General features: G+C 72.3%; 10 protein-coding genes and 1 pseudogene. 6 read left to right on the plus strand and 5 right to left on the minus strand.

Features of this window, described 5'->3' with window-relative positions; translation table 11 throughout:
- Window positions 1-142 precede the first annotated feature (142 nt).
- A complete protein-coding gene (locus tag FV227_RS23450) occupies window positions 143-595 on the minus strand; it encodes a DUF4112 domain-containing protein (RefSeq protein ID WP_147729523.1) in 453 nt (150 codons plus the stop codon).
- A gap of 426 nt (window positions 596-1,021) precedes the next feature.
- Entirely contained in the window at window positions 1,022-2,176 is a 1,155-nt protein-coding gene (locus FV227_RS23455; RefSeq protein ID WP_147729522.1) for an aminotransferase, read from the minus strand.
- A gap of 304 nt (window positions 2,177-2,480) precedes the next feature.
- Between FV227_RS23455 and FV227_RS29230 the strand changes: the two genes are divergently transcribed.
- The 6 genes and pseudogenes from FV227_RS29230 (at window position 2,481) to FV227_RS23480 (ending at window position 12,955) form a co-directional block, all read left to right on the plus strand.
- On the plus strand, window positions 2,481-2,621 hold the full coding sequence (locus FV227_RS29230) for a hypothetical protein (protein ID WP_187274922.1): 141 nt from the start codon (window positions 2,481-2,483) through the stop codon (window positions 2,619-2,621).
- Window positions 2,622-2,898: 277 nt separating this feature from the next.
- Window positions 2,899-4,233 carry an MdtA/MuxA family multidrug efflux RND transporter periplasmic adaptor subunit gene (locus FV227_RS23460; protein WP_147860028.1) on the plus strand — a complete coding sequence of 445 codons (1,335 nt, stop codon included), beginning with the start codon at window positions 2,899-2,901 and terminating at the stop codon, window positions 4,231-4,233.
- A gap of 29 nt (window positions 4,234-4,262) precedes the next feature.
- Window positions 4,263-4,459: pseudogene (locus FV227_RS30050) on the plus strand (hypothetical protein); the annotation flags it as partial.
- Window positions 4,460-4,510: 51 nt separating this feature from the next.
- A complete protein-coding gene (locus FV227_RS23465; RefSeq protein ID WP_147727821.1) occupies window positions 4,511-7,657 on the plus strand; it encodes an MdtB/MuxB family multidrug efflux RND transporter permease subunit in 3,147 nt (1,048 codons plus the stop codon).
- A 253-nt stretch (window positions 7,658-7,910) separates the two neighbouring features.
- On the plus strand, window positions 7,911-11,222 hold the full coding sequence (locus tag FV227_RS23470) for an efflux RND transporter permease subunit (RefSeq protein WP_147842999.1): 3,312 nt from the start codon (window positions 7,911-7,913) through the stop codon (window positions 11,220-11,222).
- A gap of 14 nt (window positions 11,223-11,236) precedes the next feature.
- The gene (locus FV227_RS23480; protein ID WP_246687952.1) at window positions 11,237-12,955 is read left to right on the plus strand and encodes an efflux transporter outer membrane subunit; all 1,719 of its coding nucleotides are present in this window, start codon (window positions 11,237-11,239) and stop codon (window positions 12,953-12,955) included.
- 28 nt (window positions 12,956-12,983) lie between these two features.
- Here FV227_RS23480 and FV227_RS23485 read toward each other — a convergent pair whose 3' ends face one another.
- From FV227_RS23485 to FV227_RS23495, 3 genes are all read right to left on the minus strand, one after another.
- Entirely contained in the window at window positions 12,984-14,654 is a 1,671-nt protein-coding gene (locus tag FV227_RS23485) for a methyl-accepting chemotaxis protein (RefSeq protein WP_147860029.1), read from the minus strand.
- Between the two features lie 201 nt (window positions 14,655-14,855).
- Window positions 14,856-16,385 carry a murein biosynthesis integral membrane protein MurJ gene (gene murJ / locus FV227_RS23490; protein ID WP_147860030.1) on the minus strand — a complete coding sequence of 510 codons (1,530 nt, stop codon included), beginning with the start codon at window positions 16,383-16,385 and terminating at the stop codon, window positions 14,856-14,858.
- 110 nt (window positions 16,386-16,495) lie between these two features.
- A partial coding sequence (locus FV227_RS23495; RefSeq protein WP_147860031.1) for a molybdopterin cofactor-binding domain-containing protein occupies window positions 16,496-17,132 on the minus strand: 637 nt, incomplete at its 5' end.

Genomic DNA, 17,132 nt, shown 5'->3' on the forward strand with positions numbered 1-17,132 from the left:
GCAGGGGACCCTGCGCAGCAGGGGGGGAGAGGGGAGCGCCGCATCCGGAGAGGTCGCTCCCCTCTCCCGACCCGCGCTGACGCGAGGCCCGCCCTCCCCCGCAGAGGGGGGAGGGGACGGGAACCGCGTGCCCTGGGAACCCTCAGCCGTCGATCCGCACGGCGGTGCCGTCGATCTCGTTGGGGCGCAGCCCGCCGCTGCGTTCCATCCAGCGGCGCAGCAGGCGGACGTTGCGGCGGTTGGCCTTGAAGGCGGCATCGAACAGGTCGCCGGCCAGGGGCACGATGCCGATCGCGCCGTCGAAGGCGACGTTCAAGGCCATCCGCGCGATCAGCCAGCGCGGCGCCCCGAGGCGGCGCGCCTCCGCGACGATGTAGGACGAGATCACCATGCCGGCGATGTCGCCGACGATCGGCACGAGGCCGATCACCGCCTCGAGCCCGACCCGCCGGTTGAGGCCGGGGATCAGGAAGGCGGAATCGAGCAGGTGCGCCAGCGCCTCGAGCCGGGCGAGCGTCGCCTCGCGGCTCTGGTCGCCGATGCGCAGCGTCGTGCCCGCGCGCCAGCTTTGGGAGAAGGTCTGCGAGGGATCCATCGGCGGAAACCGGTGAGCGAGGGTGGCCATGGCCTGGGATGTGGCGCCGCGGGGCTGCCCCGGCAAGGCAGGGGGCGTCGTCGGCGCTCGGCGGACGGACGCATGGCCCCTGGAGTGATGGCCCCTGGAGTGATGGCCCCTGGAGCAAGGCCCCCGGCCACAGGAGCTCCCGCCGCATCGGAACGCGCGCCCGGTCCCCGCGCATCTCCTCGCCCCGCCTGCGGGGAGAGGGCCGCGACGACCCCGTCGTCGTCGCGGCGAGGCGGCAGCCGACGGTGAGGGGGCTTCGACCGGCGAGCCTCCCACGGCACCGCCCCCTCACCGCCGCTTCGCCTGCGCTTCCCGGCCGCACGACGGGGTGCGACCGGGCCTCTCCCCGCGTGCGGGGAGAGGGGATGGGCGTTTCATCCCAAAGCCGAAACCCGCTCACGATGCCGCCCGCCGCACGCCCGAGAGCCGGTCCAGCGCCGCATCCAGCGTCGCGTCGGCCTTGGCGAAGCAGAGCCGCACGAGCGTGCGCACGGCCCGGTCCGGGTAGAACGCGCTCACGGGAATCGCCGCGACGCGATGCTCGCGCACCAGCGCCTCGCAGAAGGCGACGTCGTCGGCGTGGCCGAGATCGGCGATGTCGAGGTTGAGGAACCACGTCGCCTGCGCCGGCAGCACCGTGAAGCCGAGATCGGCGAGGCCGCCGGCGAGCCGGTCGCGCGAGCGGGCGTAGCCGGCGCGCATCCCGGTGAAGTAGGCATCGTCCTTCGCCAGCCCGTAGGCCACCGCCTCCTGCAGGTTCGGCGGCGTGGTGAAGGTGAGGAACTGGTGCGCCTTGGCGAGCGTCCGCATCAGCGCCGCGTCGGCCATCACGAACCCGACCTTCCAGCCGGTGAGCGAGAAGATCTTGCCGGCCGAGCCGATCTTCACCGTGCGCGCCCGCATGCCGGGCAGGCTCATCAGCGGGACGTGGCGGGCGCCGTCGAACACCACGTGCTCCCAGACCTCGTCGCACAGCGCGATCGCGTCGTGGCGGCGGCAGAACGCGGCCAGCCGCGCGAGGTCGTCGGCGCCGAGCCGGGTCGCGCTCGGGTTCAGCGGGTCGTTCAGCAGCACCACCTTGGTGCGCGGCGAGAAGGCGGCGGCGAGCGCGGCCTCGTCGAGGCCGAAGGCGGGCGGCGTCAGGGTCACGATCCGCGGCACGCCGCCGGCGCGCAGCACCAGCGGCAGGTAGGCGTCGTACATCGGCGCGAACAGCACGACCTCGTCGCCCGGCTCGATCAGCGCCAGCAGCGCGCCGGCGAGCGCCTCCGTCGCGCCCGAGGTCACCATCACCTCGGTCTCGGGATCGAGGGCGAGCCCCTGGTGCCGGGCGTAATGCGCCGCCACCGCCGCGCGCAGGGACGGCAGCCCCATCATCGGCGGGTACTGGTTCGAGCCCTCGACGAGCGCCCGCGCGCCATGGGCGCGCATGTCGGCGGGGCCCGGGTCGTCGGGGAACCCCTGCCCGAGATTGATCGCGCCGTGCTCGCGGGCGAGCCGCGACATCGTCTCGAACACCGTGGTCGGGAGGCCGGAGAGGACCGGGTTCATGCGAAGCGGGGGGCGGACATCGGCGGGGTGATACCATGGCGCCGATCCCGCGCGAAACGTGCGGGAGCGCACGCCACCGGCGATTGCTGGCAGGCCTCACGGCTGACGAATGTTGACATTCATCAGCCGTGAGATAGCTTTCGGGAACACGGCCGGTGCGGCGCCGGTGGGCGCGGAACTCCGCCCCCTCGTTCCGTTCCTGACTTGGCGCCGGACCGGTCGTCGCGAGGCCCGCCAATTCGTTGGCGGGCCTTTTCGCGTTATGGCCTCGTCCGCCTGCCGTCACGGATCGCCGGAGCCCGCCATGTCCCCCCGCCGCGCCCTCGCGCTCGCCTTCGCCGTCGGCGCCCTCGGCCTCGGCCTGCGGCGCGCGGTCCCGGTGGTGCCGGTCGACGAATCCTACCGCGACGTGGTGCGGTACTACCGCGCGCTGGAGCGGCCCTGACGGGCCAGCAACAGCACCGAAACATCGGTGCCGTACTGACGACGCATTGACGGGCGATGGCTGCGGCGCAGGGATGCCGAGTGGGCGCACCCGGACCCGAGCCGCGCCCGGCGCGGGTGCCGCAGGGCACGGTCCGTTCGGATGCCGTACAGGCGGCCGGGACCAGGGTGTCGGATTCGCTCCCCGGGCCGACGAACGGTCGGCCCGCGGACGAAAACAGCGAGAGGATAGGGCGCGACACGGGCGCGGCGGCGTCCGGAACGTGGTCTAATCAGTCATGAACGAGAGCTCACCCATCCGCACGGACACGGCGCGCGCGTTCCAGCCGGACCCGGTCGCGTCGCCCGGCAAGACGCGCCGGTTCCGCCCCTTCCGCTGGATGCTGCTGCTCCTGGCGCTGCTGGCGGCCAGCGCGGTGGCCCACCGCTGGTACGACGGGCGCACGCAGGTCGCGGGCGGCCCCGGTGAGACCCAGGGCAAGGGCGGCCGCGGCGGCGGCAAGCGCGGCGGCATGGACGTGCCCCAGGCGGTCGGCATCGCGCAGATCGTCACCGGCGACATCCCGGTGGTGCTCCAGGGGCTCGGCACCGTCACGCCGCTGGCCACCGTCACCGTGAAATCGCAGATCAGCGGCTACCTCACCGACATCGGGTTCCGCGAGGGCCAGACCGTGAAGAAGGGCGACTACCTCGCCCAGATCGACGCGCGGCCCTACGAGGCGCTGCTCGCCCAGTACCAGGGCCAGCTCGCCCGCGACCAGGCGCTGCTGCAGAACTCGAAGCTGGACCTGGCCCGCTTCCAGCGCCTCGCCCAGCAGGATTCGATCTCGAAGCAGAACGTCGACACCCAGGGCGCGCTGGTGAAGCAGAACGAGGGCACGGTCGCCTCCGACCAGGCCCTCGTCGACCAGCAGCGGCTGAACATCGCCTACGCGCGCATCATCTCGCCGGTGGAGGGCCGGGTCGGCCTGCGCCAGGTCGACCAGGGCAACTACATCACCGCGGCCTCGACCAACATCGTCGTCGTCACCCAGCTCCATCCGATCTCGGTGGTGTTCACCCTGCCCGAGGACGACGTCTCCCGGGTGATGCGCCGGGTGCGCGCCGGCGCCAAGCTCGCGGTCCGCGCCTACGACCGGGGCGACGCCCACGAGATCGCCACTGGCACCCTCGACACGGTCGACAACCAGATCGACGTCACCACCGGCACGGTGAAGCTGCGCGCCCTGTTCGACAACAAGGACGAGGAGCTGTTCCCGAACCAGTTCGTCAACGCCAAGCTCACCGTCGATACGGTGGCGAACGCGGCGCTGGTTCCCAACGGCGCGATCCTGCAGGGCACGCCCGGCACCTACGTCTACCTGATGGACGGCGACGCGAAGGTCTCGGTCCGCCCGATCAAGACCGGCGAGACCGACGGCACGCGGACGGTGGTGCTCTCCGGCCTCCAGGCCGGCGACCGCGTCGTCACCGACGGCACCGACCGCCTGCGCGACGGCGCCCCGGTGCGGATCACGGAGGGCGTCGACGGCCAGAAGGTCACCCCCGCCGCCGACGCCGGCGGCGCCCAAGAGGCTGGACAGAAGCGCGGCCGCCGGCGGCAGCAGCCGTGAGCGACGCGATCCAGACGGCGCCCTTCCCCTCTCCCCGCACGCGGGGAGAGGCCCGCACGGACCTCGTCGTCCGTGCGGGACGCGAAGGCGCAGCCGAAGCGGCGGTGAGGGGGCGGATCCGGACGAGCCTCTTCCGGCGAAGCCCCCTCACCGTCGGCTGCCGCCTCGCTGCGACGACGACGAGGTCGTCGCAGCCCTCTCCCCGCGTGCGGGGCGAGGGGATGCGCACGGATCGCCGCGGTGATCGCCTCCGCCTGTCCGCGAGCGGGCCCCCGGCATGAACCCGTCCCGCCTCTTCATCCTGCGCCCGGTCGCGACCACGCTCCTGATGCTGGCGATCCTGATCGTCGGCGGGGTGTCGTACCTGAACCTGCCGGTCTCGGCGCTGCCCTCGGTCGACTACCCGACGATCCAGGTGCAGACGTTCTATCCCGGCGCCAGCCCGGAGGTGATGACCTCGGCCGTGACCGCGCCGCTGGAGCGGCAGTTCGGGCAGCTCGCCAACCTCAACCAGATGACCTCGCAATCCTCGGCCGGCGCCTCGGTCGTGACCTTGCAGTTCAACCTCGACCTGCCGCTCGACATCGCCGAGCAGCAGGTCCAGGCGGCGATCAACGCCGCCGGCAACCTGCTGCCGTCCGACCTGCCGGCGCCGCCGATCTACGCCAAGGTCAACCCGGCCGACGCGCCCGTGATCACGCTCGCGCTCACCTCCAAGACCCTGCCGCTGACGCAGGTGCGGGATCTCGCCGAGACGCGGCTCGCCCAGAAGATCTCCCAGGTGGCCGGCGTCGGCCTCGTCAGCATCTCCGGCGGCCAGCGGCCGGCGGTGCGGGTGCGGTTCAACGCCCGGGCGCTCGCCGCCTACGGGCTGAACATCGACGACCTGCGCACCACGATCACCAACCTCAACGTCAACACGCCGAAGGGCACCATCGACGGCCCGAAGCAGAGCTACGCGATCAACGCCAACGACCAGATCCAGGACCCGAAGGCCTACGACGACGCGATCATCGCCTACAAGAACGGCGCCCCGGTGAAGATGTCGGACGTGGCCGACGTGGTGCAGGGGCCGGAGAACACCAAGCTCGGCGCCTGGGCCGACGAGACGCCGGCGATCATCCTCAACATCCAGCGCCAGCCCGGCGCCAACGTCATCGCCACCGTCGACAAGATCAAGGCGCTGCTGCCGCAGCTCCAGGGCACGCTGCCGGGCGCGATCCAGGTGAGCCTGCTCACCGACCGCACGGTGACGATCCGCGCCTCGGTCGAGGACGTGCAGTTCGAGCTCGGGCTCGCCATCGCGCTCGTCGTGCTGGTGATCTTCCTGTTCCTGCGCAGCGTCTCCGCCACGCTGATCCCGAGCCTGTCGGTGCCGCTCTCGCTGATCGGCGCGCTCTCGGTGATGGACCTCTACGGCTTCTCCCTCGACAACCTGTCGCTGATGGCGCTGACCATCGCCACCGGCTTCGTCGTCGACGACGCGATCGTGGTGATCGAGAACATCGCCCGCCACGTCGAGGACGGCGATTCCCCGCTCGAGGCTGCGCTCAAGGGCAGCCGCGAGATCGGCTTCACCATCATCTCGCTCACCGTCTCGCTGATCGCGGTGCTGATCCCGCTGCTGTTCATGGGCGACGTGGTCGGGCGCCTGTTCCACGAGTTCGCGATCACGCTGGCGGCCACGATCATCATCTCGGCGGTGGTCTCGCTGACGCTGGTGCCGATGCTGTGCGCGCGCCTGCTCAAGCACGTGCCCCAATCTCCCGCGTCCCTTGCCGAGACCCGCCGCCGCGAGGGCGTGCTCGGGCGGATGGGCCGGCGCGCCACCGAGGGCACCATCGCGGCCTACGGCCGGGCGCTGCGGGTGGTGCTCGACCACCAGGGCCTGACGCTGCTGGTCACGCTCGCCACCATCGCGCTCACCGCGACCCTGTTCGTGACGATCCCGAAGGGGTTCTTCCCGGTGCAGGACACCGGCGTGATCCAGGGGATCACGCAGGGCGACCAGACCCTGTCCTACGCCGCGATGGCCGAGCGCCAGCAGCGCATCGCCGCGATCATCCTCAAGGACCCGGACGTCGCCAACCTGTCCTCGTTCATCGGCGTCGACGGCCAAAACGTGACGCTGAACTCAGGGAGGTTCCTGATCAACCTGAAGCCCCAGGCCGAGCGGGCCGAGCGGGCCGGCGCCATCATCCGCCGCATCCAGGCGGCCACCGCCGACGTCGCGGGCCTGCGCCTCTACATGCAGCCGGTGCAGGACCTGACGATCGACACCGCGGTGTCGGCGACGCAGTACCAGGTGATCCTGGAGACGCCGAACCTCGAGGATTTCGAGACCTGGGTGCCGCGCTTCACCGACGCGCTGTCGCGGTCGCCGGTGGTGGCCGACGTCGCCAGCGACCACCAGGGCCAGGGCCTGGCCGCCTACGTCACGATCGACCGGCCGACGGCCGGGCGCTACGGCATCACGCCGGCGACGATCGACAACGCGCTCTACGACGCGTTCGGCCAGCGCATCATCTCGACGATCTTCACCCAGTCGAACCAGTACCGGGTGATCCTCGAGGCCGACCCCGACCTGCACAGGACCATCGCCAGCCTCGACGCGATCTACCTGCCCTCCTCCACCGCATCGAGCGGGCAGGTGCCGCTCTCGGCGGTGGCGCGGATCGACGAGCGCCGGGCGCCGCTGCTGATCTCGCATCTCGGCCAGTTCCCGGCCACCACCGTGTCGTTCAACCTCGCGCCGGGCGCCGCGCTCGGCCAGGCGGTGGACGCGGTGGAGGAGGCGCGGAAAAGCATCGACCTGCCGCCGAGCTTCCGCGTGGTGCCGCAGGGGTCGGTCTTCGCCTTCCAGTCGGCGCTCTCGAACGAGCTGTTCCTGGTGCTGGCGGCGATCGTCACCGTCTACATCGTGCTGGGCGTCCTCTACGAGAGCTTCATCCACCCGATCACCATCCTGTCGACGCTCCCGTCCGCGGGAATCGGCGCGCTGCTCGGATTGATGCTGTTCGGGCTCTCGCTCGACATCATCGCGATCATCGGCATCGTGCTGCTGATCGGCATCGTGAAGAAGAACGCGATCATGATGATCGACTTCGCGCTCCAGGCCGAGCGCGAGGAGGGGATGTCCCCGCGCGACGCGATCTACGAGGCCTGCCTGCTGCGCTTCCGCCCGATCCTGATGACGACCCTGGCCGCGTTGTTCGCCGCGGTCCCGCTGATCGTCGGCACCGGCGTCGGCTCGGAGCTGCGCCAGCCGCTCGGCATCGTCATCGCCGGCGGCCTCATCGTCTCCCAGGTGCTGACGCTGTTCACGACCCCGGTGATCTACCTGTTCTTCGACCGCCTCGAGCGCCGCATCACCGGCCGCCGCGAACCCGAGCCGGACCTCCCGGCAGGCGAGGCGCTGCCGTGAGGAAGATCGCGACCGCGCCTCGCATCCCCTCGCCCCGCCTGCGGGGAGAGGGCCGCGACGACCTCGTCGTCGTCGCGGCGAGGCGGCAGCCGAGGGTGAGGGGGCTTCGGCGGAGGAGCCTCCGCCGTTCGCGCCCCCTCACCCTCGCTGCGGCTTCGCCTGCGCTTCCCGGCAGCACGACGGGGTGCAGCCGGGCCTCTCCCCGCGTGCGGGGAGAGGGGAACAGCGCCGTGACGCCTATGGGCTTTCGCCCATGAACATCTCCGAGCCCTTCATCCGGCGCCCGGTGGCGACGACGCTGCTGACCGTCGGCGTGCTGCTCGCCGGCCTCTTCGCGTTCCTGAAGCTGCCGGTGGCGCCGCTGCCGCAGGTGGATTTTCCGGTCATCCTGGTCCAGGCGCAGATGCCGGGGGCCAGCCCCGAGACCATGGCGGTGACGGTGGCGGCGCCGCTGGAGCGGCGGCTCGGCAGCATCGCCGACGTCAACGAGATGTCCTCGACGAGCTCCACCGGCACCGTGCGGATCGTGCTGCTGTTCGGCCTTAGCCGCGACATCGACGGGGCCGCGCGCGACGTGCAGGCGGCGATCAACGCCGCGCGGGCCGACCTGCCCACCGCGCTGCGCCAGAACCCGACCTACCGCAAGTTCAACCCGGCCGACTCGCCGATCGTGATCCTCGGCATGACCTCGGACACCCTGACCCCCGGCCAGCTCTACGATGCCGGCGCCACGGTGGTGCAGCAGAAGCTGTCGCAGCTGCCCGGCGTCGGCAACGTCGACATCGGCGGCTCGTCGCTGCCGGCGGTGCGCGTCGAGCTCGATCCGACCGCCCTGTTCCACTACGGCATCGGCCTGGAGGGCATCCGCGCGGGGCTGGCGTCGGCCAACGCCAACTCGCCCAAGGGCGCGATCGAGGCGGGCGACCGGCGCTTCCAGCTCTACGCCAACGACCAGGGTCGCAAGGCGGAGGATTACCGCGACCTCGTCGTCGCCTACCGCAACGGCGCGGCGGTGAAGCTCACCGACGTCGGCGAGGTGATCGACTCGGTCGAGGACCGGCGCAACCTCGGCGTGGTCAACGGCAAGCAGGGCGTGCTGCTGTTCGTCTACAAGCAGCCGGGCTCGAACGTCGTCGACACGATCAACGGGGTGAAGGCGGCGCTGCCGCAGATCGTCTCGGCGCTGCCCGGCGGCATCGACGTGAAGCTCACCGGCGACCGCAGCGCGACGATCCGGGCGTCGCTGGCCGCCACCGAGGAGACGCTGCTGATCGCAGTCGGCCTCGTCATCCTCGTGGTGTTCGCGTTCCTGCGCTCGGGGCGCGCCACGCTGATCCCGGCGGTGGCGGTGCCGATCTCGATCGTCGGCACCTTCTCGGTGATGTACCTGCTCGGCTACTCGCTCAACATCCTGTCGCTGATGGCGCTGATCATCGGCACCGGCTTCGTCGTGGACGACGCCATCGTCGTGCTCGAGAACGTCCAGCGCCACATCGAGATGGGCAAGTCCCGCATCGAGGCGGCCCTGGTCGGCGCCCGCGAGGTCGGCTTCACCGTGATCTCGATGAGCCTGTCGCTGATCGCGGTGTTCCTGCCGATCCTGCTGATGGGCGGCCTGATCGGGCGGATCTTCCAGGAATTCGCCGTGACCCTGTCGCTGGCGATCCTGATCTCGCTCGTGCTCTCGCTCACCACCACGCCGATGATGTGCGCGCGCTTCCTGCGCCCCGAGGCGCACGGCGCGGGCAGGCGCCCCAACATCCTGATCCGCGGGCTGGAGGGCGCCTTCACCGGCACGCTGAACGCCTACGAGCGCACCCTGCGCGTCGCGCTCGGGCACCCGCGCCTCGTGCTGCTGGTGCTCGCCGCGACCGTCGGGCTCAACGTCTACCTCTACGTCATCGTGCCGAAGGGCTTCTTCCCCGAGCAGGACACCGGCCAGATGATGGGCGGCATCCAGGCCGACCAGCGCATCTCGTTCCAGTCGATGGAGAAGAAGCTCAAGGAGGCCGCCGCGATCGTGCAGGCCGACCCGGCGGTGGACAGCGTCGTCGGCTTCACCGGCGGGCGCGGCACCAACTCGGCCAACGTCTTCGTCGGGCTCAAGCCGGTGGGCGAGCGCGCCTCGATCGGCGAGGTGTCGAACCGGCTGCGGCCCAAGCTCTCGCAGGTGGCCGGCGCCCGGCTCTACGTCTTCCCGCGCCAGGACCTGCAGATGGGCGGGCGCCAGAGCTTCGCCCAGTACCAGTACACCCTGCAGGGCGACACCGCGGCCGAGCTCTACGCGGCGGCGCCGAAGCTGGTGCAGGCGCTGCAGAAGGACCCGACCTTCGCCGACGTCACCTCCGACCAGCAGGAGGGCGGGCTGGAGAGCCGGCTGGTGATCGATCGCGCCACCGCCTTCCGCTACGGCATCACGCCCGACAAGATCGACAACACCCTCTACGACGCCTTCGGCCAGCGCCAGGTCTCGACGATCTACAACCCGCTCAACCAGTACCACGTCGTGATGGAGATCGCGCCGCGCTACCTGGAGAACCCCGAGACCCTCAAGCAGCTCTACGTCTCGACCTCCGGCGGCAAGGCGCGCGGCTCGGCCACCACCAACGCGGTCGCCGGCACGGTGGCGGCGGCGCCCGCCGGCGCCGTCCCCTCGACCACCGCCGCGGCCGACGCCAGCACCAACGCCGCCGCGGTCGCGTCGGATTCGGCCCGGAACGCGGCCGCCAACGCCATCGCCGCCTCGAAGGGCAGCGCCTCCTCGAGCGCGCCGGTCTCGTCCGCGGTCGAGACCATGGTGCCGCTCTCGGCCTTCACCCGGGTCGAGACCGGCAACGCCCCGGTGCAGGTGAGCCACCAGGGCCTGTTCGTGGCGACCACGATCTCGTTCAACCTCAGCCCCGGCAAGAGCCTGTCGGACGCCACCGTCGCGATCGACAAGGCGATGGCGGAGCTGCGCCTGCCGGCCACCATCCACGGCGAGTATGCGGGCGCGGCCAAGAACTACGTCGCCTCGGCCTCGCGCCAGCCGCTGCTGATCCTGGCCGCGATCCTGGCCGTCTACGCCATCCTCGGGATCCTGTACGAGAGCTTCGTGCACCCGGTCACGATCCTCTCGACGCTGCCGTCGGCGGGCATCGGCGCGCTGCTGGCGCTGCTGGTGACCGGCACCGAGTTCACGATCGTCGCGCTGATCGCGGTGTTCCTGCTGATCGGCATCGTCAAGAAGAACGCCATCATGATGATCGACTTCGCCCTCGACGCGGAGCGGACGCGCGGCGCCAGCCCCCGCGACGCGATCTTCGAGGCCTGCCTCTTGCGCTTCCGGCCGATCATGATGACAACGCTGGCGGCGCTGCTCGGCGCGGCGCCGCTGATCTTCGGCGGCGGCGAGGGCTCCGAGCTCCGCCGCCCGCTCGGCATCGCCATCGCCGGCGGCCTGATCGTGAGCCAGATCCTGACCCTGTACACCACCCCCGTCGTCTACCTCTGCCTCGACCGCCTCCGGCACCGGGTGAACGCCCGCCGCCGCGGCGGCGCGGCGGCCCTGCCGGCGGGGGAATGATGCGGTTCCGATCGATGCAGGACGGGGTCGGCGCACCCCCCTCTCCCCGCGCGCGGGGAGAGGGCCGCGACGACCTCGTCGTCGGCGCGGCGAGGCGGCAGCCGACGGTGAGGGGGCGTATCCGGATGCGCCTCGTCCTGCCCGGCCCCCTCACCTTCGCTTCCGCTCGCCGCATGCACGACGCGGTGCATGCGGCCCTCTCCCCGCGTGCGGGGAGAGGGGATGCGCACCCAGCTTGGCGCCATGTCCTGAGGACGGGCGGTCTCGTCGCCCTCACCACCGCCCTGTCGGCCTGCGTCGTCGGCCCAGACTACGCGCGCCCGTCCGTCGAGACGCCGCTGGCGTTCAAGCAGGGCGGCGCCCGCGAGGATTCGGTCGCCTTCGTCGCGTCGCGGAAGAACTGGCGCCCCGGCCTCCCCAACGACGCGGCCGAGCGCGGCGACTGGTGGCGGGTGTTCAAGGACCCGGCGCTCGACCGGCTGATCCGCCTCGTCGACGTCGACAACCAGAGCCTGCGCCAATCCGTGGCGAACTACCGGCAGGCGCGGGCGATCGTCGAGTCGGCCCAGGCCGCGCTCTACCCGACGGTCATCGGCGCCCCGAGCATCACCCGCTCGCGCACGCTGGGCTCCGAGCGCACCTCCGTGTCGATCCAGGGGCAGGCGAGCTGGGAGCTCGACCTGTTCGGCCGCATCCGCCGGACCATCGAGACCGAAGCGGCCCTGGCCCAGGCCGACGCCGCGACGCTGGCGCTGACGCGCCTGACCATCCAGGCCGAGGTGGCCAACAACTACCTGTCGCTGCGCTACGCCGATTCGCTGGTGCGGGTGCTCAACGCCAACGTCGAGAACTTCAAGCGCACGGTGGCGATCACCGAGAACCAGTACAATGCCGGCGTCGCCGCGCGCTCGGACGTGATCACCGCGCAGACGCAGGTGCAGACCACCCAGGCCTCGGCGATCGCCGCGACCCTCACCCGCGCCCAGTTCGAGAACGCGATCGCCACGCTCGTCGGCCGCCCGCCCTCGGAGCTGTCGCTGCCGGTGGCGCCGCTGGCGCTGGTGCCGCCCGCGGTGCCGGTCGGCATCCCCGCCGCCCTGCTCGAGCGCCGCCCGGACGTGGCCCAGGCCGAGCGCACCGTCCAGGCGCAGAGCGAGCAGATCGGCGTCGCGGTGGCCGCGCTCTATCCGACCGTGACGCTCTCGGCCTCGGGCGGGATCTCGGGGCTCACCAGCAACGGCCTGCTCTCGGCCGCCAACCAGGTCTGGGCGGTGTCGGCGGCCGGCAGCGAGGTGCTGTTCGACGGCGGCGCGCGCTCGGCCGCGATCACCGCCGCGCGGGCGGCCTACGACGCGGCGGTGGCGAACTACCGCCAGACCGTGCTCGCCGCCTTCGCCGACGTGGAGAACGGCCTCGTCGGCGTGCGCATCCTCGCCCGCCAGCAGGTGGCGCAGGACGAGGCCGTGACGCTGGCCCGCCGCGCCGTCGAGATCACCCTGAACGAGTACCGCGCCGGCACCCAGAACTTCACCACCGTCGTCACCGCCCAGGCGCTGCAGCTCAACAACGAGGTCGCGGCGCTGCAGGTGCGGCTCGCCCGCTTCACCACCGCCGTCGGCCTGATCCGGGCGCTCGGCGGCGGCTGGGACGCGCGCGCGCTGCCGAGCGATGCCGAGCTGAAGGGCCCGCGCCTGCCGATCGACCTGTCGCCGGCGGTGCACCCGGACGAGTAGCCGGCCCGTCACGCAAGGCCTGACGCCGTCAGGCGGCGCGCACCGTGGCGAGGAAGCGGTCGACCTCCGCGCCCAGGTGCCCGGATTGGCGCGACAGCGCACCGGCCGAGGTCAGGACCTGGGCGGCGGCGGCGCCGGTCTCCTCGGCCGCGCTCGCCACGCCGGCGATGGTGCTCGTCACCGCGCCGGTCCCCGTCGCCGCCTGGCCGACGTTGCGCACGATCTCCCGGGTCGCCGCGCCCTGCTCCTCCACCGCCGCCGCGATCGTCGTCGCCATCGCGTCGATGTCGCGGATGCGGCGGGTGATCGCGGCGATCGCCTCCACCGCCTGGCCGGTCGCGCCCTGGATCTGCGTGACCTGGCCCGCGATCTCCTCCGTCGCCCGGCCGGTCTGGGCGGCGAGCGCCTTGACCTCGGAGGCCACCACCGCGAAGCCGCGGCCGGCCTCGCCGGCGCGCGCCGCCTCGATGGTGGCGTTGAGCGCGAGCAGGTTGGTCTGGCCGGCGATGTCGGCGATCAGGCCGACGACGTCGCCGATCCGCCCGGCCGCCCGGCTGAGGGCGTCGACGAGCCGGACGGTGTCGTCCGCCTGCGCCACGGCGGCCTGGGCGAGGTCGGCCGAGCCGCTGACCTGGCGCCCGATCTCGGCCACCGACGCGCCGAGCTCCTCGGCGGCCGCCGCGACGGTGTTGACGTTCGAGGCCGCCTCCTCGGCCGCCGCCGCCACGGTGGCGGATCGGTCGGCGGTCTCCGTCGCGGTCGCCGTCATCGTCCGGGCGGTGGCCTGCAGCTCGGTCGCGGAGGCGGCGAGCGTGCCGACGATCCCGCCGACCGCTTGCTCGAAGCCGTCGGCCACGGCGCGCATCGCGGCGGCGCGCTGCACCGCGGCGCCGGCCCGCGCCGCCTCGCTCTCCGCTTCGAGGGTGCGGGCGTGGATCAGGTTGTCCTTGAACACCTGGATCGCGGCGGCGATCGCGCCGACCTCGTCGCGGCGCCCCCGGTCGGGCACCGCCACGGTGGCGTCGCCCCCGGCGATCCGCCCCATCGCGGCGATGATGCGGTCGAGCGGCCGGGCGATGCCGCGCATCACGAAGGCGATGCCGCAGAGCGCGCAGAGCAGGGCGCCGGCGCAGACCGCCACCGTGAGCCGCAGGGCGGAGTCGTAGCTGAGGGCGGCGTCGGCGGAGGCGGCGTCGCCGCCCCGGTCGTTCAGGGCGGAATCCGCGTCGAGCACCTTCAAGGCCGCGTCCAACGGCATCCGCGAGCGGTCGAAGGCGGCGACCATGCGTGCCCTGTCGCCGTCCCGCGCGGCGGCGACGAGCTGGCTGCGCAGGTCGAGATAGGCGGCCCACTGCCCCTTGAAGCCGTCCCACAGGGCGGCCTCCTCCGGGCTCGAGATCAGCGGCTCGTAGGACGTCACAGCCTTCGCGATCGCCGCGAGGCGGGTGGCGCCGACCGCGTCGAGCTCCGCCGGCGGCTCGGCCGCCAGGACGTAGCGCGCGTCGACGAGGCGGAGGCGGGCGGTGGCGTATTTCAATTCGCCGATCCAGCGCACGCTCGGCAGCCAGTTCGTCGCGATCTCGGTCGCGCTGGCGTTGACGGCGCGCAGCTTGGAGGCGGCGAACAGGCCCTGCCCGGCGATGCTGACGGTGAGGATGCCGATGACGCCGATCAGCGCGGCCTTGATGGTCAACCGCATGATGGGACGGTCCTCGGATTGTGCGACTCAGGTCATCCTAATGCGAAGGACTTAAATGACGCTGAATTCGAGCACGCGCAGGTGTTTGTCCTCGCTTCCTGGAAGATCTAAATCCAGGAGTGAAATAGAGGACGATAGCTCAACTGCTGGTGTGCAATCTTCCGGGCTGCAAGACTGCCGCGATCGCGACCGCCGCCCATCTCAGGCGCGTCGCAGGCGCAGCCCGAACAGGTGGAGCAGGCCCGCGAGCAGGCCGCCGTAGATCGCCGCGCCGACGATCCCGAGGAGCGCCAGCACCGCGATCTCGCGGCCGCGCGGCAGGGCGGGCACGACGGATTCCGCCAGCGGCAGGCCGTAGACCGCCACCAGCGCCAGGCCGGCGCAGGCGAGCGCGACGCCGAGCACCGTGAGGCCGAGCGTGCGCCCCGGCGCGGTCCAGCCGCGGCGCCAGGCGAGGGCGACGAGCAGCGCGAGATTGACCCACTGGCTGATCGCGGTGGCGAGCGCGAGCCCGGCGACGCCGTAGGGGCCAGTGAGCCAGAGCTTGAGCACGACGTTGACGGCGATGGCGGTGAGCGAGGCCCAGAGCGGCGTCCGCGTGTCCTGCCGGCTGTAGAAGCTCGCCACCGCCGAGCGCACCAGCACCACCGCAGGCAGCGCCAGCCCGTAGGCGGCCAGCACCGAGGCGGCCCGCGCGGCATCCTCGGCCGAGAAGGCGCCGCGCTGGAACAGGGCGGCCATGGTCAGGCCGGGCAGCGTCAGGAAGGCCACCGTGAACGGGGCCGAGAGCGCGAGCGAGAATCCGGCGGCGCGGTTCTGGGCGGCGTGCGCCCCGGCGACGTCGCCGGCCGCGATCCGCCGGCTCATCTCCGGCAGCAGCACCGTGCCGGCGGCGATGGCGATGACGCCGAAGGGCAGCTGGTAGAGCCGGTCGGCGTACCACAGGGCCGAGACCGCGCCGGTCGGCAGCCAGCTCGCGATGATGGTGTCGGCAAACGTCGCGATCTGGAACCCGGCCGCGCCGATCACCGCCGGCCCGAGCACGGTGAAGAACCGGCGCATCGCCGGATCACGGACGGCCGGCGCGGTGAGCCGCGGCGCGACGCCGGCCCGCCGGCAGGCCCACCACAGCAGCGCGAACTGGAGCACGCCCGAGACCGCGACGCCCCAGGCGGCGGCGTGCGCCGCGTCGGGGAACAGGAAGGCCAGCGCGAACGCCGCCAGCATCGCGAGGTTCAGCAGCACCGGCGCGCCCGCCGCCACGGCGAAGCGGCGCTGCGCGTTCAGCACGCCGGAGAGCAGCGTCACCAGCGTCATGAACAGCAGGTAGGGGAAGGTGATGCGGGTGAGCGCCACCGCGAGGTCGAAGCGCTGCGGATCCTGCGAGAAGCCCGGCGCCAGCGCCCGCACCACCCACGGCATCAGCGGCAGCGCGAGCGCCAGCAGCGCGATCTGCACCGCCAGCATCAGCGTGAAGATCCGGTCGGCGAAACGCTGCGCCGCGCCGTCCGCGCCGGCCTCCGACAGCCCGGCATAGGCCGGCACGAAGGCGGTGTTGAACGCGCCCTCGCCGAAGATCGCGCGGAAATGGTTCGGCAGGCGGAAGGCGACGACGAAGGCGTCGGCCATCGGCCCGGCCCCCATCACCGCCGCCATCACCACATCGCGGCCGAAGCCCGTGACCCGCGACACCAGCGTCCAGCCCCCGACGGAGAGGATCGCGCGGATCACCGGTTCGTCCCGAATGCGAGTGCCGTCACGCCGCCCACCGTTGCTGAAGCCCGGCGGAGGCTTACGGTCGCGGCCGCCGGCAACGCAAGCGTGCGGCCGCTAGGGCCCCGTCACGCCAGGGTCTCGCCGCGGATCGGCAGGCGGCGGTGGCGCTGGCCGGTGGCGTGGTAGACCGCGTTGGCGATCGCCGCGTTGACGCCGATGATGCCGAGCTCGCCCAAGCCTTTCAGGCCGAGCGGGTTCACCTTCCGGTCCTCGTCGGGGACGAACAGGACCTCGATCTCGGGCGTGTCGGCCGCGGTGGGGACGAGGTATTCGGCGAGATCCGCGTTGCGGTAGTGGCCGCGGTCGAGCACGGTCTCCTCCAGCAGGGCCGAGCCGAGGCCCCAGATCATGCCGCCGGCGAGCTGGCTGCGGGCGGTCAGCGGGTTGAGGATGCGCCCGGCCGCGAACGCCCCGAGCAGGCGCGAAACCCGGATCTCCCCGGTCTCGGCGTGGACGCGGACCTCGGCGAACTGCGCGCCGAAGGCCCAGGACAGGTGCTCGCCGCCGCTGCTGAGGGTGATGTGGCCGGCCCGCAGCGCGTCGAGGCTCTTCGCGCCGCCGCCCTCGGGGACGAACTCGGCCAGGGTCTCGATCCCGGCGGGGTCGAGCCGGGCGACCGCCTCGTCGAGCGCCACGCCGCCCCCGTCGGCCCGCGCCAGCCGTCGGCCGACGAGGCGCAGGCGCGCGGGGTCGGCGCCGGCC

Origin of the sequence: Methylobacterium sp. WL119 (assembly GCF_008039875.1) — a bacterium.
In the GTDB taxonomy this organism is placed as follows: domain Bacteria; phylum Pseudomonadota; class Alphaproteobacteria; order Rhizobiales; family Beijerinckiaceae; genus Methylobacterium.